Below are 23,350 nucleotides of genomic sequence, written 5' to 3'. Positions count from 1 at the left end.
TCATCCCTGAATATTTTTATCTTTGATCGGTATATGCCAGCGGACTGGCTTACCTGATAAGACGAAAATAAAAAGGAGCACCTGACATGCAGAAAAAATTCTTATGCTTCCAGGCTGTTTTTCGGATCAGTTCGTTTGCATTTTTATACGGGCTGATCCGTTCCTCATTTTGGATGGCTTCATCCCTGCGAGATCAGCAGAATACGTTTTGTTTTATTTCTCATAAGTCAGGAGAGTAACGCTATCCAGCTCACTGGCGCGCAGCGGAAGCAGCGTGATCAGCGCCTGGACCAACCCTGCACGATCAGCCGAGTTGAATTCCCCGCTGACTCTCAGTGTATTCAGTTGTGGATCCCCCAGTCTGACAGGGCGCGAGTGGTAACGATTGATTTGCCGGATGACTTCTTCCAGCGGTGTCTCACGGAAAATCAGCCTGCTTTTACGCCAGGCAGTGACCGTTTCTTTATCTGTCGAGGAAATTTCTGATAAATCATACGCTGAATAAGTAAGCTGCTCTCCACCATGCAGCAAACGGACAGTATCGTTCTGATGATCGATACCGACCTCGACTGCGCCTTCAAGTACCGCAACAGTAACGTTACCTTCTTCTTTGATAACGTTAAATTCAGTACCGATATCGCGCAGGATACCGTTACCTGCATGCACTTCGAAAGACCGGAGGCGCTCATCGCCGATCCTGAATAATGCTTCACCGCGTTCCAGTGTTACTTTGCGGGTGAATCCGTACAATGCCAGCCGCAGTGTCGAATCAGTATTGATATCGATCGTCGTACCATCAGCCAGAATGATCTGCTGATGCTCTCCGATTGCAGTCGTGATCATTTCTTCATGGCGGGTAAGCCAGTGCAGGGAGCTGAACAGAATCGCCAATGTAACGATCCATGTAACCGTTGAACGGGATTTTTTCCGGGGTTTCTGCTCCAGGTGGTCAAGGGTCTGCCAGAGCTGGACATACTGCTGATATTCGGTGCGATGTGCTTCATTTTCTGCAAGCCAGGCTTCAAATGCTTTTTGCTCGACATCATTGGTATCGCTTTGCTGCATACGCAAAAACCAGGCGGCTGCCTGTTCAGTTAATGCGTTTTCTTCAGAGGGGTGCCCTGCCTGTTGATCCTGCTCCATTACACAAGCACCTGGCGTAACCGGATGAGTGCGCGAATCAACAGTTTTTCGACGGCATTGCGGGTGATTCCCAGTTTTTCGGCGATTTCCGCATGTGAGTAACCGTCAAATTTATGCAGTACGAAAGCACGATGACATTGTGGCGGTAGTGCATCAATCGCGATACACAGTTTTTCCAGTAGCTGGCGTGCAGCTACCAGCCGAGCGGGGTCGGTCAATTCAGTCGCGGGCAGTTCATGTTGCGGAAGATCATCGATAGAAACGCTTTCTGGAAATTTCACACAGGTACGATGGTGATCGATCGCCAGATTACCCGCGATACGGTACAGCAAGGCACGCGCGTTCTGTATCGATGTATCAGTCTGGTAACCCATAATGCGGATAAAGGTTTCCTGGGTCAGCTCTGCCGCAATTTCTCTGCAACCCGTATGCCTGAACAGGAAAGCACGTAACTCGCTGAAATGGCGCAGGTAAAGGTTGGCAAGAATTACGCTGGGATTCATGGTAGATAGTGGCGATGTGCGGCTATATGCCCGATGCAGGGGAATTATGCGGGACAGAAAAACTGTTTGAAATGCGACATAATGTCGCACCTGATGATCACCTTATGTCTGCGGCATTTTCCTGGATGGTAACCAGGATGATACCAGCCAGCATAAAATGTTGAGTACTGAACAACATGTACTAACCACCTCGGGTTGAAAGAATTGCTGGCAGCAGCTCCTCTGGACGATATTGATTTGACCCGTAATCCAGACTTGGGCCGCAACGTTGAGTTATGAGTTATCTCATCGATACCAACATCATCGCCGAAGTGCGTAAAGGCAAACGCTGTGATCCACATGTCGCCAAATGGTGGGGACAGACGTCTGATGACGACCTGTTCCTGAGTGTATTGGTAACCGGCGAGATTCGTAAAGGCATCGAACTGGCACGTTTACGCGCCCCCACTAAGGCCGCTCGCCTGGAACAATGGCTCGATGCCCTGATAGCGGGCTTTTCTGGCCGCATCCTGCCCGTCGACCAAGCAGTCGCCGATCAATGGGGGTGCTTGAATTCCCCCAATCCGAGGCCGACCGTGGACAGCCTTCTGGCCGCTACCGCACAGGTGTACAGACTTACCCTGGTAACGCGGAATGTTGCCGACATGCCAAAAATTGGTATTTCAATACTTGATCCCTTTACTTTTGAGTAAGCTTGATCAAGCTCCCCAAGTCCCACAAAGATATCACTGTGCTGGCGACACAAATCAATCGTTTTCTGAAGGAGGCCATTGCCGTGCCGCGTGAAGCACACGCAACACCCGCACCAGTTCGCCCGTCACATCATAAATGATGATGTAATTCTGATGGGCAATTAGCTCACGGGTACCAGCCACACGGCCCGGATGACCCAGGGCGGGATGATCAGGCAAACGCTGCGCCTTCTCTGAAAAAAGCTCGTCAAGCGCCAGAGCGGCGCGCGGGTTGTCGACTTCGATGTAGTCATAGATTGCATCGCGATCTTGTAACGCTTCTGGTGTCCAGAACAATTTCATCATTCTGAAGCTTTAAGCCTGCGACGTGTGGCTGCCCGCCTGGCCGCAAACTCGGCCTCTACCTCATCTCCCGGAACCAGATTGCCAGTATTAGCCGAGTCCAGGCCAATTTGCACCTGTTTACGGAACCATGCGTCATGCTCGGCCACTTCACGCCGCGTCTTTACAAACTCCCGCATGTAGTCGCGCAACAGTTGCGCACCGCTACGGTCGCAGTCTTTGGCAGCCGCTGAGAACTCGGTTTTCAGGTCTTCATCAACCCGGAAAGTAAAGGTGGATTCTGACATCTGCACATCCTCCATGTGTTAAACAAGAATTACGTTGTAACACATTATCAGACACACTCAAAGGCAAAATGGCGCCAAAAGGAAAAGATCATTCCAGCTCATTCTTTTTCTGGTGCTTATTCCATTCCCAAATCAAAAATGACACGAAGGCAAGCCGCAGACAGTATAAATAATACGGCCAGGCGAAGCCGACAAAGTTAGTTTTGATTTAGAAATGGAATTAGGAACCTCTGAAAAATGTTAGCGAGGCAGCCAGTTCAAGGCAAAAATCGGCGAGAAAGCCGAGTTTATACGTGATAAATGAGCATTTTGAGCCGACTTTTAACGCAAAAATGGCAACGCCCCGGTTCCTCGCCGGTGTAGGAATCGAGAATCCATTGATTGAACCCGAGCTCACCGGATTGGACGCCGGGGGCTCCTCCCCTTTCCCCGCCGCTTCTGCAACCAGCGGATGACGCCTGTGGCGTAAATGACCGGGCAGGCCAGTCCGCACAGGAAGATGAGGATGCGTCCGGGCCAGCCGAACGCCTGGCCCGAGTGCAGCGGCCATTGCCATTCCAGAAAGGTTTCCCCCGCACTGCGGCGCGCATCCGGCGCACGCACGTCCAGTATCTCGCCGCTGTACTGATCGATCGCGATTTGCCGCTCCGACCAGAACGCACTCAACTTCGGCACATGCTTCTGGGTCACGATATAGACGCCTTCAGCATTCCCGGGCATGAACATGCCGCCAAACTTACCGTCCGGGTAGTGTTCGGTGGCAATGGCCCATGCGTGCTCAGCCCCGATCGAGGGTATACCCGTAATAGGGATTGATGTGAGTGTGTGTTGTGGTTGCCGGGTTGCAGGTGAGAACAGTTGAGTCACCCACACGAACGGCTCGTTGAGGTTCATGAACACCCCGGACAGCAGCACCGCACCTAATACCGGAAAGAGGTAAAGCGAAAGCGTTTTGTGCAGATCAAAGTTGAAACGCACCGGGCCGGCACCGCGCTTGATGGTCAACGCCTTGCGCCATTGCCCCGATGTTGGCCACCAGACGATCAACCCGGTGATCAGGGATACCAGCAACAGCAGTGCGCAGACAGCCATCAGCGTTTGCCCGTTCATACCCAGCAACAGACTGAAATGGAGCTGGAAGATGACATCCATGAAGTAGTTGGGTATCCACTCATTTGCGCCATAGCTGCGTACCCCGGTTACCTGCGCGCGATAGGGATCTACAAAGATTCGCTGCCAGGCGCTGGATGGCTGGCTGGCATAAACGGCATAGACCGCTTCGCTATTGCGTGCACCGTAAACGGTTGTAATTCTGCTATCCGGAGCGGCCGCCTGTCTGGCCACACGAATGATCTCATCCAGTGATTGATAAGCAGGTGCGCCTGGTGCCAGGTTTTTCTGCTCAGGCACCGTGACAGTCAGCAGCTCCGGATTCAACCACTCATCGATCTCGGCCCAGAACACCGCGATGCTGCCGGTAAGCCCCAGAATGACCAGCAGCGCACCGATGAACAACCCCAGATAAAGGTGGATGCTCAGCCAGAGCTGGCGCCACGAACGCCGCGGTAATGTACCGCGCTCTTCATCCACCCCTGCAGCATGTTGATGCGCTGACTCGGAAGACATGGTTAATACTCAACCCGGAGCGATCCCAGGAATACACGTGGCGTACCTACAGCAATACGTGTGCGGCCAAATCCACCACTGCTGGGGAAATATTCCTCATTGAAGAGATTGTTGACATTCAACTGTGCAGTCACCCGGGTTTTGCCCACCTTCATGCCGTAGCTGGTCATCAGGTTGAATACAGCGTAACCGGGCATTTGATAATCGTTCTCCAAATTGCCTTCACGCTTGCCTCTGAGCGTTACGCCCCCGCCAACTTTCAATCCACGTAAGGTTTCATTCTGAAAGGCATAAGTAGTCCAGATATTTCCGGCGTGTTCGGGTACATTCGGAAAGCGATTGCCCAACGTATTGTCATTGGTTTTGGTAACTTCTGAATTGATATAAGCGTAGTTAGCGATAACCTGCCAGCCAGGCAACAGCTCGCCGGTAATATCCAGTTCTATACCTTCATTACGCGCCTCTCCGGTCAATACTGAAATTCTCTGCAGCGCCAGTTGTGGATCAGGGTGGAGGGTTGCAATGTTTTGTTTGGTGAGCTGGAACCAGGCAAGCGTTGCGCTGAGACGCCCATCAAAGAATTCTGTTTTGACGCCGGCTTCCCATTGCTGGGCCGTTTCGGCTGGAAGTGGCTGTCCGTCCAATCCGCTTCCATATAAATTTGGAGCGCCGAAATTCTCGACATAATTGCCATAAAACGAAAGGGCTGGAATAGGCTGCCATAACACGCCAACACGCGGTGAAATTCTATCCTGCGCGCTTTCCCTCCCGGATATGTTGTCTTTTATCTCGGCATTGTCGTAGCGAAAACCTGCCAGCACATGCACGTTATAAGGCAGTTTTATCTGGTCCTGGAAATACAGACCAAACCAGTCTTCTTTTGTGTCATAGGGGATGTCATCCGCAGGATCGCGCACAGCCACGCCACTATGTGCCGGATTGAAAATATCAATCGACGGAAAATTAAAGTTGTCAATCATGAGGCCGTGATTTCTAAAATTATAGTAATCACCCCCCATCAACAACGTATGTTTGATACCCCAGGTATCGATATGGCCGGTCAAATCTACATTGGTAGTATACGTTTCTATTTTGTTGTTTCTGAATCCGGCAAAAAACCGGTCCAGTGTGCGGTTGTCAGCGCGTAATTCCAGTGGCAGGGCAACATTATCGTCTTCATCGGTGTGCTGCAGATAGAAGCGGTGTTTTATCTCCCAATTATCATTGAATGCGTGCGACCAGTGGAATCCGGCTGTAATTTCATCAAATTTGGCACTATTAAATGATTCGCCCAGTTGACGATTGACCGGCAAGTTGGCCGGGCGATTGCCGATCGCAGGAAAACCGTAATCATGCGCATATTTCCCTGTTTTATATTCCATTTCAGCAGTGATCTGGGTACGGTCGGAAATACGCCATTGCAATACCGGTGCAACGAAGAAATGATGACTATTCACAAACTCCCGGAATGAGCCCTCATTGTCATAGGCAAAGTTCAGGCGGTACAGCAATGAGTTATCTTGGTTCAGGCTGCTGGTGGCGTCCAATGTGGTACGAAACAGGTTATATGAGCCGAATTGTTGCTGTAGTGAATAATACGGTGTAGCTTGCGGTGTTTTCGGCACCAGATTGATCATTCCCCCAGGCTCGATCCGACCGAACAGAATCGATGCCGGCCCCTTCAATACTTCAATTCTCTCCAGATTGGCCACTTCCCGGTTACCGGTCTGTGATAGTGCGGACTGAAACCGTACACCGTTACGGTAATAATCCCAGGTATTAAAACCGCGGAGATTAAAAGTCTCGACCCCGTTGAATCCAAGTCCGGGAAAAACACCACTGACGTTGCTTAGCGACTGCTCCAGCGTGATCGCCTGCTGATCATTCATGACTGATTTAGGCACCACCTGTATCGACATCGGTGTTTCCATGATCGGCGTTTTCGTCCTGGTCGCTGTCGTCGTATCGGGTACTTTATACTGCGTACTGTAAGGCGAATCCGGGTCAGAGGCGCCGGTGACAGTCATTTCCGGTAATGTCTGCTGCATTGCTCCTGTTGTCGCCTTTACGATACTGTAACGGCCCGGTGCGATTTCTTTGGCCTGCAGGCCGCTGCCGTTCAGCAGCGTATCGAGTGCTTCCCGGATGGAAAGATTCTCGGATAACGGTGAAGCTTGTTTATCTTTCACGATTTCTGCATCGAATACGATACTGAGATTGTGCCGGACAGCCAGTTGTTGCAAAGCTGCAGCAAGCGGCAATGCTGGCTGTTGCTGTGTAGCGGATATTTGTGCCTGCACGATGGGGCTGGCGAGCATGACGACAGCCAAGAAAAGGCCTGAACGAAGCATAGTTTCTCCCTGAGTAAGAATGTTCTTAATTGGAACTTCCTTACATAGGACGAACCAGATTGCAGTAAACCGTCAGTCAGAAGAGATTTTTAATGATGGTGCCGGAAAGTGAACGAGGTGTGTCCGGCGACTGCTGCTTCGTTTACTGTTTCTGCGCTGCGCTCAACAGGTACCGGTCGGGTGTTGGGTGTTCGATGTTCAGATTCAGCGTTTCAGCAATGATGCGCAAGGTGGTATCGAGCTCGTCAAGCCGGAAACGCCCGCTGATCTGTTTCCTTCCCAGGGCAGGGTCGGCCAGATCGAATCGAACGGCATGATAACGTGCCAGTTCCTGCAGCACTTCCGGCAATCGATGCTGGTCGAATACCAGTATGCCCTGACGCCAGTTTGCAATGTCTCCCTGCACGGTAGCCAGTTGCCATCGATCGGTTGCCGGATGGCGGGTCACGGTTTCTCCGGCATGCAGTACGAGATGTTTATCCCGGCGGATGATTTCCACGGCGCCTTCTTCCACTTGTACGGTAAATTTTTCTGGCGTATCGCGTACGGAGAAACGGGTACCAATATCACGAATTCGTGTATCGGCAGCTGTTACCTGCAGCGGACGCCAGTCGGGCGCCACCTCCAGATAAATTTCTCCCTCCTGCAGTTGAATAAGGCGTTGGAACCAGCTTTGAGTGATGGTTACGCGCGTTGCTGTATCCAGACTCAGTTGGCTGCCATCGGCAAGTGTGACGTGCTGCCGCTCACCCGTTGCCGTTTGCCAATGCCGGGGGATGCCGGTCGATGCGCGGTAGAGTATGGGAAGTGCTATCAGCACCAGTGCTGCAGCGGCCCATTTGAGGTAGCGAGAAGAGTGATGACGAGGACGATAATGGCGTGCCTTGTTCAGTTCGCTGGACAGATCCGTACGAAAACGATCCAGCGATTGCCAGTCCTCTTCTGCACGTGTCCAGGCTGTACGGTGATCCGGACTGGCTGCAAGCCAGTCCGTCAGGGCGCGCTGCTCCTCTGCGGAAAGTGCACGGCCTTGCTGGCGGATAAACCAGTGACGAGCCGTTGCATCGATATCATCATGAAAAGATTCGGGCATGCAATTTTCTCCTGCGCTTTTAACCACAGGACATTCAGGACAGGCATGATCGACAAAAGATGATTATCACCGATACTCTGCCAGTATAGCCAGACAATGTTCACCTGCACGCTGAATATAGCGTTCCACTGTTTTGCTGGAAACGCCCAGTTGTTTGGCAATTTGTGCATGAGTCATACCATCGTAACGAAACAGGAGAAATGCATGGCCTACCGGTTCCGGTAGCTGATTCAATGCGTGCAGCAAACTTGCCAGTTGTCTTTGGCCGTCATAACGTCGTGCCGGATCGTCCGCAGCATTGCCGATTTCAAAGAAGTTCTGTATTTCGGTGGTATGTTTGTCCACACGAATTTGCTGGCGTGAGCTGTCACGAATCAGGTTGAGCGCAACCGTAAACAAAAACGCGCGAGGATTTTCGATGGATGAAACATCCTGTTTACGCCAGCGCAGATAAACTTCCTGGACCATATCAGCTGCTTCATCTCTCCCCACCTTGCGATACAGAAAATTCAGCAAGTCATTACGTAACTGGAGGAACAGTTCATCATTGGTACAACTGGTGGTCATGGACAGCAAGGCATAATGGGCTAAAAAGAGCATGATTATGCTGTGTTTGCCATAAGGGTGGAATGCGACAAATTGTCGCAGAGAAAGGCCTGCTGGCATGCTTTCATCATAACCTCCATCCGTTGCCGGATTGCCATGTAAAGCATGAGGCTGCCATGAGAATCACCCGAAAGCGGCTGATGTATCGAAATTCAACCTGTCATCAGATGTGTAGTCCTGGCGGATACCTGTAAGGTGATCCGCCACAATCTTCTGGTTAATACTCGACCCGGAGCGAGCCCAGAAATACACGTGGTGTACCTACAAAGATACGCGCACGATTGAATCCACCACTACCGGGGAAATATTCCTCATTAAACAGATTATTGACATTCAACTGTGCCGTCACCCGGGTTTTACCCATTTTCATTGCATAACTCGTCATCAGGTTAAAAACTGCGTAACCAGGCATCTGAAAATCATTTTCCGGATTGCCTTCACGTTTTCCTCTGAGCGTCACACCGCCACCAATTTTCAACCCACGCAAGGTTTCATTCTGAAAGGCATAAGTGGTCCAGATATTACCGGCGTGTTCGGGTACATTCGGGAAGCGGTTACCCAACTGCATATTGTTATTGGTTTTGGTTATTTCCGAATCGATATAAGTATAATTGGCAATCAACTGCCAGCCAGGTAACAATTCACCGGTAATATCGAATTCAACGCCTTGATTGCGCGCCTCTCCGGTCAATACTGAAATTCTCTGCAGCGCCAGTTGTGGATCAGGGTGAGGGGTTGCAATGTTTTGCTTGGTGAGCTGGAACCAGGCAAGTGTTGCACTAAAACGTCCGTCAAAAAATTCTGTTTTTATCCCGGCTTCCCATTGTTGTGCTGTTTCAGCTGGAAGTGGCTGCCCGTCGAGTCCACTCGTGCCTAAATTTGGAGCGCCGAAATTCTCGATATAATTGCCGTAAAATGAAAGAGCTGGAATCGGTTGCCATAACACGCCAACACGCGGTGAAATTTTATCCTGCGCGCTTTTCCTTCCGGATATGTTTTTTATCTCGGCATTGTCGTAGCGGAAACCTGCCAGCACATGCACGTTATAGGGTAATTTTATCTGATCCTGGAAATACAGACCAAACCAGTCATCTCTTCTGTCATAAGGACTATCATTGGCCGAATCCCGAATAGCTGTGCCACTATGCACCGGATTAAAAATATCAATGGACGGAAAATCAAAATTCGAAATCATGAGGCGGCGATTTCTGAAATTGTAATAATCGCCACCCATCAGCAGCGTATGTTGGGTCCCGAATGTTTCAACATGGCCCGTCAAGTCCATATTTGTCGTATAGGTATCTACTTTAGCGTTTCTGAATCCCGCATAAAAACGATCGAGAGTACGGTTATCTGTTCGTAATGCCGACGGTATCACAACATCATCGCCTTCGTCAGTTCGTTGCAGATAGAAACGGTGTTTTATCTCCCAGTTGTCATTGAATGCATGAGACCAGTGGAATCCGGCTGTAATTTCATCAAATTTAGCACTATTAAATGATTCGCCCAGTTGACGATTGATCGGCAAGTTGGCTGGTCGGTTGCCAATCGCCGGAAAACCATAGTCCACTGAGTACTTGCCGGTCTTATATTCCATCTCAGCGGTAATCTGGGTACGGTCAGATATTTGCCATTGCAACACTGGTGCCACGAAGAAATGATGATTATCAACAAACTCGCGAAACGAACCCTTATCTTCATAGGCAAAATTCAGACGGTACAGCAATGAACTATCCTGATTCAATCCACCCGTAGCATCCAGCGTGGTACGAAACAGATTATATGAACCGAATTGTTGCTGTAATGAATAATACGGCGTGGCTTGTGGTGTTTTCGGCACCAGATTGACCATTCCCCCCGGCTCGATCCGACCATACAGAATCGAAGCTGGCCCCTTGAGGACTTCTATCCTTTCCAGATTGGCCACTTCTCGGTAACCAGTTTGTGTCTGTGCAGATGTAAACCGCACACCGTTTCGATAGTAATCCCAAGTCTGAAAACCACGGATATTAAGAAATTCCACCCCACCTTGACCAATCCCGTGAAAAACGCCACTGACGTTTCTTAGCGACTGCTCCAGCGTAATCGCCTGCTGATCGTTCATCACTGATTTAGGCACCACCTGTATCGACATCGGTGTTTCCATGATCGGCGTTTTCGTCCTGGTCGCCGTCGTCGTATCAGGTACTTTATATTGCGTGCTGTACGGTGAATCCGGATCAGGAGCGCCGGTGACAGTCATTTCCGGTAACTGCTGTACGGTTGTTGCTGCCTGTACGATACTGAACCTGCCGGGTACCGTTTCCTCGGCCTGCAGGCCGCTGCCGGACAATAGTTTTTTCAATGCTTCCAGCGGCGTGTACTGGCCACGGAGGGATGGAGCCTGAATGTTACGGACAGTTGCTGCATCAAACATGATACTGGTATTGCTGTGTTCAGCCAGTTGCTGCAATGCTGTGCTCAAAGGCTGGGCTGACAGATGCCAGTTGATCGCCGTTGAAGTGCTTCCTGCTGCCCCGGTCTGGGCATGAGCAACCGGCAACAGCAGAATTAAAATCATGATTGACAGATAGTGCTGCATTTTCGACGTACTCCCTGTAAGTTGATCGTTCTGATCTTTTGCTACTTACAGGACGCACGGGTCGGAAAAAGTGGACAAACAGATTTGCGGACACCTTTACATCATGCCCACCTTTGCATACAGCAGCGTTACTGAAGTCTCTGAGCTTTTTCTATGTGTATATGTATGATTTTCAAAGAGTTATCAGGGTATATCAGAAGATATCGTACAGGCCAAACAGAAATGAGGCACCTGCTTAGGTGCAGTTTCTTACCACATTGCACATTTTAAAACCGGGACATGAAGCGAGCAGGATGTTCTCCGTTCGCCCGTGCAGCGATTGTGAACTCGCATGCCGGATGATGTGAAAAGGAACGGTCAGCTTAGCTGACCGTTCCTATCTCGATACATTTCAACTCGAATTTTGCACTTCTTTTCAGCCAAAAGCCTCGCCAAATAAGCGATGCGACAATATGTCACATTCTCAAACAGGATGTTTGAGAACATAATTGGCTCATTATCTGTACCACCTCTGATATCCGGATTCATATCTGCAATATGAATATAGATTCATGAGAAAGAATGCAGGTTTTTCTTTCGGATCTTGTCTGGATGAAAGTGTGCTCACCGGTAAGTAATTGCTTCCCTCCTCTACTTCTGCCTGTCCTTTTATAGTCTTTTTATAAATCGACAGGCGTTTTTTTTCTACTTCTCCTGCCATTGTTTTTATGTCACTTTTCGTCCACTGTCGTCAGGATTTAGTCAGCTGTTTTCAGTGTGATTTTCAGGAAAAATCAGTGCAATCATCAAACCACCTTTTATCAGATCAGAAAAGTTGACGATCTGATCGGGTGTGTATACAGTTTTGCTGCCATGGGCAAGAGATATATGACCGACAATTTTATTCTTCTGATACTGTTTGTCAGTTTATTGACAAATGCAGTTGCCTGGTCATTCCATCAGGAAATCTTCAAACATGAGCTTGATCATTTCCATGTATCGCATAGATTCGATCATCATCATTCGTACCATGATCACGCAGCAGATACAGGGTTTCATCAGCATCATGACGAAACCCTCGATAACGATCCGGATTTCACAGATCATTTAATCCTGCATGCAGCCGGGCAGTTTCAGCCTTTCTATTTTATCTTGCTACCGATTATTCCATCTCTCCCGGGAAAGGAAAATATCCCCGGATTCTTTCCTGCCGGCATTCCTGAATCAACTCTTGATTTACCGTTCCGCCCTCCTCGAAATACCGCTTCTTTAGAAATCAGGTACTAATTTCACAATCGGGTGTGCTGACGGCTCAGTCAGCGCCAGTGCGATTTCAGTCTGTTGTATGTCCTGTCTCAGTATTACCGGTTTCATCTGGTAATCATTGTCTCGGATACTTGACAGGGGAAAGGCTATATTCCTGACAGAACCAGTACTGTTGCAGCACCCGTTCCATCGCCGCGGTTTACGGAAATTCCGGATCCACGGACTGTAATTCATGGAGACAATTTGCATGACTGAAATGAAAATGTCATCTCCTGTGGAGCATGGCGTGTTGACTTGTTTATGTATGAAGGCTCTTTTTATCGCAGTAATTTTTGGAGTTACTTCTGATGTTACTGCGCATGGTGTCACCGAGGGTGACAAGGGCTATATCCTGGAAAGTACCGGCATATTGCCGATACCTTTTATTTATCTCGGCGCAAAACATATGATGACCGGTCACGATCATCTGCTTTTTCTGCTGGGTGTGATTTTCTTTTTGTATCGACTGAAGGACATCTGTATTTATGTCACGCTGTTCGCTGCCGGCCATGTCATTACGCTGTTATCCGGTGTTCTGTTTGAGGTTGCTGTCAGCCCTTATCTGATCGATGCAATCATCGGATTTTCCATCGTTTACAAATCTCTGGACAATATGGGAGCCTTTCAGCGCTGGTTTGGTTTTCAGCCTGATACAAAGATTGCCACTTTTATCTTCGGACTGTTTCATGGTTTTGGCCTTGCCACCAAGATCCTGGAGTACGAATTACCGGCTGATGGACTCCTGCCAAATCTCATTTTCTTCAATATCGGTGTCGAGATCGGACAAATTCTGGCACTGGCGGCCATTCTGATCGCAATTGCATATTGGAGGAAATCCGGAAAATTCATGAACCACGCCTATAACACCAATACATTCATGATGATGCTCGGCTTCCTCTTGATGGGATACCAGATTACAGGCCATTTCATTTTATTCAGCACTATCTGATTATTCTTACAGGAAAAATTATGTATAACGCAAACATACCTTCAACTCATGAGATACCCTCAACCGGCAGATTGATCAGATCTACCGTCATTGCATTACTGACTGCGATATTTTTACTCGTCACTGTTGTAATGCCTGCGGAATACGGTATCGATCCAACCGGTTTCGGTGAAATCACCGGTCTGAAAAGAATGGGAGAAATCAAAGTTTCTCTGACAGAAGAAGCAACTGCAGATCGGGCGAATGCGGCTGCCAGCCTGCAGATCGAATTATCTGAAGCGGTAACAGCAGTAACAGAATCTCTGCCGCTTGCTCCAAAATCAGAGATGAGTCATGAAAAAAAGATAACGCTTGCCCCAAATCAAGGTACTGAGATCAAGGTGACGATGACAAAGGGAAGTAAAGTTCACTACGTTTGGCGGACTAATGGTGGAACAGCTGTTTTTGATCAGCATGGAGATTCAAAAGAACTGAAGATCAACTACCATAGTTACAGCAAGGGGACCGGACAAATGCGGGAAGGCGTCTTAGAAGCAGCTTTTGACGGTGATCATGGGTGGTTCTGGCGAAACCGGACATCCACCCCGATGACGATTACGCTCAAAACTGAAGGAGAATATACCCGTATCAGACATTTCAAATAACAAGTACGAGGGCCGGGATGAACTGATAGTAAATAATCCCGGCTACTTTCCGACTCGTGATCGATATACGGCACACACAGCATGATACTTCGGTGAATGCGTGTGTGTCCCTCAGCGTGTTGATTGCCGCAAGGCACCCAGCCTGTAACGGCCGGGTGCCGGGTGTTCGATATTGATTTTCAGTGTATCGGCGATGATTTGCAGATTGGTATCGAGCTCATCGAGCTTGAAACGACCGCTGACCTGTATCTCGCCAATGGCGGAATCGGCCAGATCGAATTGAACCGTATGATAGCGTGCGATTTCGTGTAATACGTCATGCAGCCGGTGTGCATTGAATACCAGCAGACCTTTGCGCCAGTGAGCGATATCCCCTGCCGGCAGTGCCGCCAGCCTCCATTCATTACTGCCGGTAATGATGGAAAGTACTTCACCCGCTTGCAGTAACACCAGCTGTCCCTGTTTTTTTACTTCAACCGTACCTTCAGCAACTTCGACCATGAACTGATCAGGGATATACCTGACCGAAAAACGTGTGCCGATATCACGAATTTCGTAATGCTCCGCACTCACTCTCAAAGTATGCCAGTCGGATGATGCCGTCTCCAGATAGATTTCACCTTCATGCAGCTGGACATGATGTGTGAACCAGTTCTGCGTGACAGTGATACGCGTTGCAGTATCCAGATTCAGAGTGGAGCCACCGGCCAGGGTGATCTGCTGCTGTTCACCTTTCAAGGTGTTCCAGTATGTTGTCGTTCCGGTCATGCCCTGATACAGCACAGGAATGCATACTGCCACCAACAGAGCTGCAGCTGCCGCCCGTCGTTTAAGTTGAAAGGCCGCTTTATGCTGTCCGGGACGGTTACGGCGTGCCTTTTTCAACTCATCATTCAGTGCATGACGATAACGGTCGATTGCCAGCCAGTCCTCCTCCACACGCCGCCAGGCATCCTGATGCAGTGGATTGGCAGCCAGCCATTCAGCCAGTTGCTGCTGTTCCGCTTCCGACAAAGTCTGACCCTGCTGCCGTGCGAACCAGAATCGTGCCTGTGCATCAGGGTCATGCGAATTCGGACTGTTTGATAGGTGCATACTGCACTCCGGAGCATTTTGATAAATGCTGATTACTTCACAGGATCGAAATGATCAGTAGAGTATTATCACCGATATTGCGCAAGAGCAGTCAGGCAGTGCTCGCTGGCGTGCTGAATGTAGCGTGCCACGGATTTGCTTGAAATACCCATCTGCAGTGCGATTTCAGCAAATGTCAAACCATCGAGGCGAAAAAGAAGAAAAGCATGGCGTACATTTTCCGGCAACTGATCCAGAGCCTGCTGCAGATATTCTATTTGTCTGCGTTCGTCACAATGCTGTGCCAGATCATAGTCCGCAGGTTTATCCTGAAACAGGTGTTGCATGGTATTGGCGTAGGTTTGCACATGCGCCTGCCGGCGTGCCTGATCCCGGATCAGATTGAGCGCAACGGTAAACAGGAAGGCGCGCGGGTTTTCGATACTCGAGATATCCTGCCTGCGCCATCGCAGATAGATTTCCTGAAGTATATCGGCTGCTTCATCTTTGCTCAGCTTGCGACACAGATAATTCAGCAGATCACCGCGCAGTTGAAGAAACAGTTCATCGCCGGAATAGGTAATTGTCATGAACAGTAGGGCATACCTGGCTAAAAACTGCGCTCATCATACTGTCTTTCTCCGGACCGAAAAATGTGACAAATTGTCGCACCCGGAAGTCCGGCGGTTACGAAATGCTTGAGGAACCTCATCATGGCAGGAAATAGCAGCCCGGATCGATTCGCCCTTTCAGGGCTCCCTAACCGCTTTGGATATTTTTGTTGAATACGACACACACGGCCGGTACCAGAAACAGTGTGACGAAAAACGTGAAGAGCATGCCAAACGCAATGGTGACAGCCATCGGCATGATTTTTTCCGCATCGTAACCCTGTGAACTGAGCTGGGGTAACAAGCCTGCAAGGGTCGTGACATTCATCAGCAATATGGCGCGGAAACGTGATTTACCTGCTGCCACCGCAGCTCTTATGACAGATATTTTCTGTTGCAGATTTTTATTGATCTGTGCAATCAGAACCAGACTGTCATTGATGACAATCCCGCTCACGGCAAACAGTGCAAAGTACGACTCCAGTGAAAGTGGAATCCGAAACAGCAAATGACCGACCACTGCTCCGATGAAACCAAAAGGAACAGTCAGCATGATGATCAATGGCTGGGCATAGGAACGCAACGGGATCGCAAGCAACGCATACATTCCAAACAGTGCCAGGACTCCGTACAGCCACAGATCCGACATCACTTCTTCCTGTTTCTGCCGGGATTCGCCTGGCTTGATGTCCAGCCCGGGAAATTGCGCTTTCAGTTGCGGGATCACATGCACACGCATATCGGCCAGGATGGATTCGACATCCACCTGATCCTGATAGACTTCCGCGCCAATCAGTTGAATACGTTCCCGATCAGTGCGTTGAATACTGGCGAACCCGGACTGATATTCCGCCCGGGCAATTGTGCCAAACGGTACGCTGTTCCCGCCAGGTAATCTGATCGGCATATTCTGCAGCTGCTCCAGTGCTTGCCGGTCTTCCTGCGGGAAACGCAGCATGACACGGATTTCATCGTGTTCGTGATAGTACCGCTGCACTTCGAGCCCGAAAAAGCCATGTCGTACCTGTTCACTCAGGTCACGCATCGTCAGGCCGTAGAAGGCAGCGGCAGGTTTCAGTTCGAGATGCAGCTCAGGTTTGCCGGGCTGCATCGAGCTGGTGACACTGTGCACCCCGGCATAGGCAGCCAGCTTATGCTTCAGTATCTCCCCGGCTGCATTTTGCACAGCGGTATCCGGCGCAGTCAGTACCCATTCGATCGCCTTGGGTGGCCCCTCTGTCGACACACCGAGATCACGTGGCCAGAAACTCTGGAGGGTCAACGTCGTACCCGCCGGCAACGGGCCAAAACGTTCCCGCCACTGCTGTTTGATATCGTCCACTTGGTCGCGAATACGGTCATCGATAGCCATTTCAAGGTTAACCACCGCTACATTATCATTACTGAACATCAGCACATGACGAACACTGTCACCGTTCTCAGCAGAATCATCACAATAATATTTCTGATTCAGCTCAGCCCGGATTTCATGAGCGATATGCCCCAGCCGAAACAACTGGCGGTCAACTTCTTCAAATGCGGTACCAGCTGGAAATTTGAGCATGCCCACCAGATAGTAATCATCCACCGATCTGTCCAGCACAGTGGTGATGCGCCCTGATATGACCAGCGCAGCAATCAGCAGTAATGCTGCCGTAAAGCCGGCGATCACGATATAACGCCACTGCAGTGCAAGGTGCAAAGCGCGCGTATAACATCCGGTCAACCAGCGCAATCCGTTATCCACCTGCTCCTTGAGCGTTGCCATCGCATATCTCAGAAAATGAGGCATGATCCCGGTTGCAGCGTCTGGATCCTTTGGACTCTGCCCGGCCAGGTGGGCAGGCAGAATCAGCAGTGTTTCCGTCATGGAAAACAGCAGCGCCAGGATCGCCACTGCAGAAATGTTGTACAGCAGATGTCCGGTCAACCCCGGCAGCAGCAATCCCGGCGTAAATGCAATCACGGTAGTCAATACCATGGGCACAACCAGCGGTGCCATCGCGCGTACACCACCGATGGCACCGGATATACCAGACTGACCCCGCTGTTGAAGCAGATAGATATGCTCACCAACGATGATGGCATCATCCACCACCACACTCAGAATCAGAATCAACGCGGTAATGGTGTAGACATTCAGGGAAATACCCAGAATCGGTATCCACCAGAAGGCACCGAAAACCGAAATCAGAATGCCTGCACTGACCCATAACGCCAATCGCATATCCAGAACCAGTGCCAGTACGACGAATATCAGGATGAAGCCGGAGATGGCGTTGCCTCTCAGCATCGACATATTCTCATCGTAATACTTGGACCAGTCGTCCCAGGTAATCACTTCGACGTCGGCGGGCAGTTCGGAGTGAAATGCGGTAATGACCTGATTTACCGCATCTACCGTTTTCCCCAGCTGGTTTCGTGGCCAGATCAGGATTTCCATTGCCGGCAGACCATCCGATCTGACCAGCATGCTCTGGTCACGTACGGTCTCAGTGATATGTGCGATATCGCCAAGTTTCAGTTGCATGCCCTGCCGGTCCGATCGCAGGCGGATGGCAGCAAAATCCTCTGCCGTCATGGCCTGTGCCTGGCTTCTGATCAATAACCTGCCATCGGTATTCTTTAATTCCCCTGCTGAGATATTGCCGGAAACAGCACGAATCATTTCAGCAATTTCATCGAAGCTGAAGCCGTAGCGCCGTAAATCTTCTCTGGTGATCTCGATTGATACTTCATACGGTATTTCCGGAAAGAGCAGAATTTGACCGATATCCGGATGAGTGCTCAACCGAATATGCAATCGATCACGGTAATGCTGTAACGTACGCAGATCAGCCATACCGCGTACTGTGGCAATGATCGCCTGCGGGCCTGTTTTCAATTCACGGATCACCGGTTTATCTGCATCCTCGGGAAACACTGTCACGGCTTCCAGACGTGCCTGAACTTCCGCCTGCAGCCGGGTGGCATCGACAGCCGGATCAAACTCCACCAGCACACGGCAAAGCGACTGCTTTGCTTCGGCGTGCAGATGCCTGACTCCCTGCAGATCGTGGACTGCATGTTCGATCGGGATACAGATCGCCTGCTCGACTTCACCTGGCCCTGCCCCGTCGTAAATGGTAGTGATCTGGAGCTGGTGACGCGGCTCCGGCGGATAGACATAACGGTCTGCAGTGATCAATCCCACGATTCCACCGACGATGATCAGGATCATCAGCAGATTGGCGGCCACCGGATTCTTGACAAACCAGATGATCAGTTTCATGGATGACTGTCGCCACTGGCCTGGTCATTCGTGTTCGGCAATTCAGGTGTAACCTGCATGCCCTCTACAGGCTGCAGCAAGCCCGACAGCAGTACTCGCTCCCCGGCAGTGAGCCCGGCCTGAATGATGGCCTGCTCATGTTCACGTTTCAGCAGCTTAACCGTACGCAGATGCAATCGATCCTGCTGATCGACAACGGCTACCTGATCATCCTTGAACACGACACTGGTCGGCAGAATCACCAGCCGGTCGAATCGACGCCCCTGGATCAGGGCTTCGACGAACAGACCAACTGGCAGCGCTGTGGTATTGGTCAGCCTGGATAAGCGATCCTCACCGGATTGCGGTGAAGAGGATGTCCGCAGAAATGGATCCGGGATCCGCGCAACCAGCATCAGCATACCGGTATTTCGATCGATCACGCCTTCGCTGCGTACGATCCGCCCCTGCCAGAATCGTTTTTCTCCCTGGTATTCCGCTGCCAGTACCACCCGCGGCATTCGCTTTGAATTCTCTTCATCCGCAACCAATGTATCGGGTACATCGATGAACGCCAGATCCCGGGTACTAACCGGCAACCGGACTTCTGCATAGTCGCTGCTGTAGATCACTCCCAGTACATTACCCTGCGTGACATACTGCCCGATACCGGTATTGTGGTTGCGCACGCGCCCGTCAAACGGGGCACGAATCCGGGTACGTTGTCTGAGCTGTCTGGCATATTTGAGTGCAGCTTCTGCAGCAGCCAGTTTCGCACGCATTTCCTGCAGCTGCGGAATATGCTGGCTGAGTGGACCGGGATCACCCTGGCCCAGATGCTTCCATTCATCATGAGCCTGGGCTGCTTCCGCTTCTTCACGCATCAGTAAATGACGTGCCTCCCTGACTTGTGCCTGTGCCTGTGCCACACGCAGGTCATAATCAGCCGGATCGATGGTGACCAGCACATCCCCTTTATTGAAATATCCACCACTGACAAAAACGGGCGAGGTATCGATGATCCGGCCGGAAACCTCTGTCACCAGATCGATTTCGGTATGCGCGACGACCTGTCCTTGTGAATGGACATGTAAACGCTTCGATTGCATTTCCACTTGAGCAACCCGAACAATGGGCGGTGTCAGTGTTTCTTCCTGTTTGCCATTTTCAGGCGGGAATTGAATGAGCAGCCAGGCTGCCAATCCACCCATAAGGAAAACCAGGGTGGCAATCCGGATTTGACGACGTAAGCTCACAATTTTGTTTTTATTCTTTTACCGGGAAACAACACTGCAGATGATCAAACAGAAGTTTGAATGGAGTTGTAGTTTTGGAACCTTTTCTTCTATGACGTTTTAGCCAGCCAGAACCGGACATGCCACGGCAATAAAATCAGTAACTCAATGATAGATAACGTATCTTTTATCGTACTCAAGATCATTTTTCATGGGTGCTCAAATACTGCCCCCAAGAGCAAGATAGAGATTGACACGGTTGTTCAACAGTTGCCGCCTGACAGCCAGATGAGCACTCTGCGCATTCAGCGTACTGCGATAGCTGTCCAGCAATGTCAGAATCTGGATGAACCCCTGGCGATAGGAATACAGCGCCAGTTCCTGACCGGCTTCAGTCTGCTGCACGGCTTCACGTAATTCTTTTTCCTGTGCACGTAACCATTCTTCTGCTGCCAGTGCCTGCTCGACTTCACGGAAGGCATTCAGCGCCACATCCTGATACCGGTTGAAGGCTTCTTCCACATAGGCCTCGTTCAATTGAATACTTCCACGGATACGCCCACCGGTGAACAATGGTTGTACCGCTCCGGCAAACAGATTCCAGACGACCGATCGTGGATCGATCAGGTCGGTCAACGCACTGTCACGTGTCCCTCCCGCTGCTGTCAGCGTAATGCGCGGTAATAGCAGCTTGCTGGTACTTTCCAGCCGTGCATCAGCTGCGCGCAGCCGTGCAAATGAGGCGATCAGATCAGGGCGTCTGGTCAGCAGTTCAGCAGGCAGTCCGGCAGGGAGTTGTGATGGAGGAACAGGCAGAGCCTGCCGGATCGTTGAACCGGATAAAGCGGTAACCGTATCGTCGATTTGAGGCAATGAACCGTCAGGATAATCTCCCAGCAGAATTTCCAGTTGACGGGTTACAAGCTGCACCTGGTTTCTGGCGGCAGCGAGCTGTGATCTGGCTTGGGCCAGATCGGTCAACACCAGGCGCACCTCCAGCGCACGCACCAGACCCCGTTCGAAACGCCCTTGTACCAGACTGGCAATCGTGCCGCGATCCGCAACAGATTGTTCTGCCACCTGAGCCTGAAGCTTCGCTTCCAGTAATGCAAAATAATTCTGCGCAACACGTGCAGCAAGCGATAGCCGTGCTGCCTGAAAATCAGCGTTGGTTGCTTCCACTTCCTGTCGGGCTGCTTCCCTGAATGAACGGATGCGCCCCCAGATATCCGCTTCCCAGCTCAGATTGAACAAGGCTTCGAATACACTGTATTGCGCCGAACCAAAACCGGCACTGCGCACCTGCGTATACTGGTATCCCGGTGCAAATGAGAGCTGAGGCCAGAGTGCGGCGCCATCGATACGTGCCTGTGCAATAGCGGCATCGACACGTGCCACTGCTGTCTTCAAATCGAAGTTGCTGGTCAAAGCCTGTTCGACCAGCGAATACAGCACCGGATCGTCGAACGATTCCACCCATTTTTGCCCGGCAAGAGGAAAAGTATTTGCAGAAGCACTCCACACAGAAGGTACAGAAACATCAAGCCTGTTTGCCTGCCGTTCCGGTGCTGTATGACAGCCGCTGACAAACATCACAAAGCCAAGCACCGCAGCCGGTTTGAGACGGATCGGCATTTTCTCTCCGGATGACTATGAATCGCGATGTACCGATGGCCTCAGGTAGCGCGAATCGTACTGATGATTTTTCGGGCTGAGGCGCGCTGCCCGTTTCCTGATCCAGATGATGATGCCGGTTACTGACAGCATGACAATAACCAGGCCGAGCACACAGACAAAAATACGGTACGGCAATCCAAATACATTGGCCATGTGCAGCGCAAAAAGCCAATTCGTCACGGTATTGCCGCTGTATTGGCCGCTCGCCAGCAATGCCAGTTTGAGTTCACCCGTATCAGCATCAAAAAATACGCTCGTTCTGCCGCGCCGATCCTGGATCTCTTTTGAACTGCGCACAATGTACTGATAAGTACCGTTTCCACGATCCAGTCTCAGGGCAATAACCTGCTCGACTGCAAAACCATGCTTGTTCGCCTGCTCACTCATCAACTGTTCGCCAATGCGCTGAGCCTGCCGCCAATCCACCCCAGGCTCCGCCAGAGGAATTTCCCGTTTTGAAAACTCTGTCCAGGGCGCCTTGTATTCCATCACTGCCCGGGTTGTCCAGGTATAGACCGTATCCCATAAATTCATGTAGACGCTGGACCAGGCAAAAATGAGCAGAACCGGCCATAGCCATAATCCGCTGGCACGGTGCAGATCGAAATTGAGCTTGTAGCTGCCCGAGTGCCAGCGAATCTTCCAGGCCGGCTGCCAGCGCCGCCACCAGTTGCCATGATTACCGGATGCGGGTGCGGTCACGGATCTGCGTCGCTGCGGCAGGGTCAGATAAAACGCGACGAAACAATCGATCGTCCAGATCAGAGCACAAATCCCCAATACCCATACCCCGAACTTGCCTAGCGCCAGCGCATAATGCAGTTTGTAAATGAAGGGCATGAAATTGATCATGCCTTCCGAAATCTCGCCAAACTGGCGGCGAGCCAGCTCTTCACCGGTATACGGATCGACGATCATCTGATCAAATCCAAGCTTGTTCGGTGGATCGGCATTATCCGGACGGGCATCCATGGAGATCAGAGTAGCTTCCTGATTGGCCTCCATCAACACCCCATTCACTCTGCCGGCAGGCACCCGCTGCTCCGCCAGTTCCGCAAGCGTCGCCATATCCAGTTTTTTCTCCAGAACTTGCCTGGGGTAAATATGGGGATTGATCAGGCGTTCCAGTTCGGGGTAGAACGCCAGCAGACTGCCCGTCGCCCCCACGATGATCAGAAAAGCGGCCATGATCAGCCCAGCCCAGCGGTGCAGCCAAACCCAAAAAGAACGTGTCGGTACCATTTTTCTAAGCCCTGAAAACGGATTACGGAATAAAAGCATCATTGAAGTCTTCATCGATCTCTTCTCTATATAAGACGTTTGAGTCAGCTGAAACCGGACATGGTTGTAATAAATTTCAGAAACACGGCCTGACAGCCTGATTGCAGGCTGAGTGCTTCTG

General features: G+C 50.6%; 19 protein-coding genes. 4 read left to right on the top strand and 15 right to left on the bottom strand.

Going from position 1 to position 23,350, the window contains the following annotated elements; genetic code table 11:
• Positions 1-213: 213 nt before the first annotated feature.
• Together B5D58_RS06170 and B5D58_RS06165 are read right to left on the bottom strand one after the other, a co-directional pair.
• Positions 214-1,143, bottom strand: a complete 930-nt coding sequence (locus B5D58_RS06170; RefSeq protein ID WP_011111185.1) for a FecR family protein — start codon at positions 1,141-1,143, stop codon at positions 214-216.
• Complete coding sequence (locus B5D58_RS06165; RefSeq protein ID WP_041356469.1) at positions 1,143-1,646, bottom strand: RNA polymerase sigma factor; 504 nt, start codon at positions 1,644-1,646, stop codon at positions 1,143-1,145. The genes B5D58_RS06170 and B5D58_RS06165 overlap by 1 nt, the downstream gene beginning before the upstream one ends.
• A 275-nt stretch (positions 1,647-1,921) precedes the next feature.
• Here B5D58_RS06165 and B5D58_RS06160 point away from each other — a divergent pair, with 275 nt between their 5' ends.
• Positions 1,922-2,338, top strand: coding sequence for a type II toxin-antitoxin system VapC family toxin (locus B5D58_RS06160; RefSeq protein ID WP_011111183.1), 417 nt, complete (start codon positions 1,922-1,924; stop codon positions 2,336-2,338).
• Between the two features lie 54 nt (positions 2,339-2,392).
• Here B5D58_RS06160 and B5D58_RS06155 read toward each other — a convergent pair whose 3' ends face one another.
• From B5D58_RS06155 to B5D58_RS06125, 7 genes are all read right to left on the bottom strand, one after another.
• Positions 2,393-2,680, bottom strand: coding sequence for a type II toxin-antitoxin system RelE/ParE family toxin (locus B5D58_RS06155; protein WP_041357045.1), 288 nt, complete (start codon positions 2,678-2,680; stop codon positions 2,393-2,395).
• Positions 2,680-2,967 (bottom strand): CopG family ribbon-helix-helix protein, encoded by a 288-nt coding sequence (locus B5D58_RS06150; protein WP_011111181.1) that lies wholly within the window; start codon positions 2,965-2,967, stop codon positions 2,680-2,682. The genes B5D58_RS06155 and B5D58_RS06150 overlap by 1 nt, the downstream gene beginning before the upstream one ends.
• 393 nt (positions 2,968-3,360) lie before the next feature.
• Positions 3,361-4,593, bottom strand: coding sequence for a PepSY-associated TM helix domain-containing protein (locus tag B5D58_RS06145; RefSeq protein WP_078737659.1), 1,233 nt, complete (start codon positions 4,591-4,593; stop codon positions 3,361-3,363).
• 2 nt (positions 4,594-4,595) lie between these two features.
• On the bottom strand, positions 4,596-6,944 hold the full coding sequence (locus B5D58_RS06140) for a TonB-dependent siderophore receptor (protein WP_011111179.1): 2,349 nt from the start codon (positions 6,942-6,944) through the stop codon (positions 4,596-4,598).
• A 142-nt stretch (positions 6,945-7,086) separates the two neighbouring features.
• On the bottom strand, positions 7,087-8,037 hold the full coding sequence (locus B5D58_RS06135) for a FecR family protein (RefSeq protein WP_011111178.1): 951 nt from the start codon (positions 8,035-8,037) through the stop codon (positions 7,087-7,089).
• 66 nt (positions 8,038-8,103) lie between these two features.
• Positions 8,104-8,637: an RNA polymerase sigma factor gene (locus B5D58_RS06130; protein ID WP_234989017.1), complete on the bottom strand. Its 534-nt coding sequence runs from the start codon at positions 8,635-8,637 to the stop codon at positions 8,104-8,106.
• 223 nt (positions 8,638-8,860) lie between these two features.
• A complete protein-coding gene (locus B5D58_RS06125; RefSeq protein WP_011111176.1) occupies positions 8,861-11,224 on the bottom strand; it encodes a TonB-dependent siderophore receptor in 2,364 nt (787 codons plus the stop codon).
• Positions 11,225-12,179: 955 nt separating this feature from the next.
• Here B5D58_RS06125 and B5D58_RS14300 point away from each other — a divergent pair.
• The 3 genes from B5D58_RS14300 (at position 12,180) to B5D58_RS06110 (ending at position 14,101) form a co-directional block, all read left to right on the top strand.
• The gene (locus B5D58_RS14300; protein WP_256335805.1) at positions 12,180-12,314 is read left to right on the top strand and encodes a hypothetical protein; all 135 of its coding nucleotides are present in this window, start codon (positions 12,180-12,182) and stop codon (positions 12,312-12,314) included.
• A gap of 402 nt (positions 12,315-12,716) precedes the next feature.
• Complete coding sequence (locus B5D58_RS06115; RefSeq protein ID WP_143023713.1) at positions 12,717-13,457, top strand: HupE/UreJ family protein; 741 nt, start codon at positions 12,717-12,719, stop codon at positions 13,455-13,457.
• A 20-nt stretch (positions 13,458-13,477) separates the two neighbouring features.
• Positions 13,478-14,101, top strand: coding sequence for a hypothetical protein (locus tag B5D58_RS06110; RefSeq protein WP_011111173.1), 624 nt, complete (start codon positions 13,478-13,480; stop codon positions 14,099-14,101).
• Between the two features lie 111 nt (positions 14,102-14,212).
• Here B5D58_RS06110 and B5D58_RS06105 read toward each other — a convergent pair whose 3' ends face one another.
• The 6 genes from B5D58_RS06105 to B5D58_RS06080 all read right to left on the bottom strand — a co-directional run bounded on the left by B5D58_RS06105 (position 14,213) and on the right by B5D58_RS06080 (position 23,232).
• On the bottom strand, positions 14,213-15,196 hold the full coding sequence (locus B5D58_RS06105) for a FecR family protein (RefSeq protein WP_011111172.1): 984 nt from the start codon (positions 15,194-15,196) through the stop codon (positions 14,213-14,215).
• 68 nt (positions 15,197-15,264) lie between these two features.
• Positions 15,265-15,765, bottom strand: a complete 501-nt coding sequence (locus B5D58_RS06100; RefSeq protein ID WP_011111171.1) for an RNA polymerase sigma factor — start codon at positions 15,763-15,765, stop codon at positions 15,265-15,267.
• A 169-nt stretch (positions 15,766-15,934) separates the two neighbouring features.
• Positions 15,935-19,057 carry an efflux RND transporter permease subunit gene (locus tag B5D58_RS06095; protein WP_011111170.1) on the bottom strand — a complete coding sequence of 1,041 codons (3,123 nt, stop codon included), beginning with the start codon at positions 19,055-19,057 and terminating at the stop codon, positions 15,935-15,937.
• Positions 19,054-20,292: an efflux RND transporter periplasmic adaptor subunit gene (locus B5D58_RS06090; RefSeq protein WP_143023714.1), complete on the bottom strand. Its 1,239-nt coding sequence runs from the start codon at positions 20,290-20,292 to the stop codon at positions 19,054-19,056. The genes B5D58_RS06095 and B5D58_RS06090 overlap by 4 nt, the downstream gene beginning before the upstream one ends.
• A 198-nt stretch (positions 20,293-20,490) precedes the next feature.
• Entirely contained in the window at positions 20,491-21,906 is a 1,416-nt protein-coding gene (locus tag B5D58_RS06085) for an efflux transporter outer membrane subunit (RefSeq protein ID WP_011111168.1), read from the bottom strand.
• A 15-nt stretch (positions 21,907-21,921) separates the two neighbouring features.
• Positions 21,922-23,232: a PepSY-associated TM helix domain-containing protein gene (locus B5D58_RS06080; RefSeq protein ID WP_234989016.1), complete on the bottom strand. Its 1,311-nt coding sequence runs from the start codon at positions 23,230-23,232 to the stop codon at positions 21,922-21,924.
• Between the last annotated feature and the right edge of the window lie 118 nt (positions 23,233-23,350).

It is taken from the genome of Nitrosomonas europaea, assembly GCF_900167395.1.
GTDB lineage: Bacteria > Pseudomonadota > Gammaproteobacteria > Burkholderiales > Nitrosomonadaceae > Nitrosomonas > Nitrosomonas europaea.
Note: the sequence above shows the minus strand (reverse complement) of the source record. Positions and strands in the feature narration are given on the sequence as shown.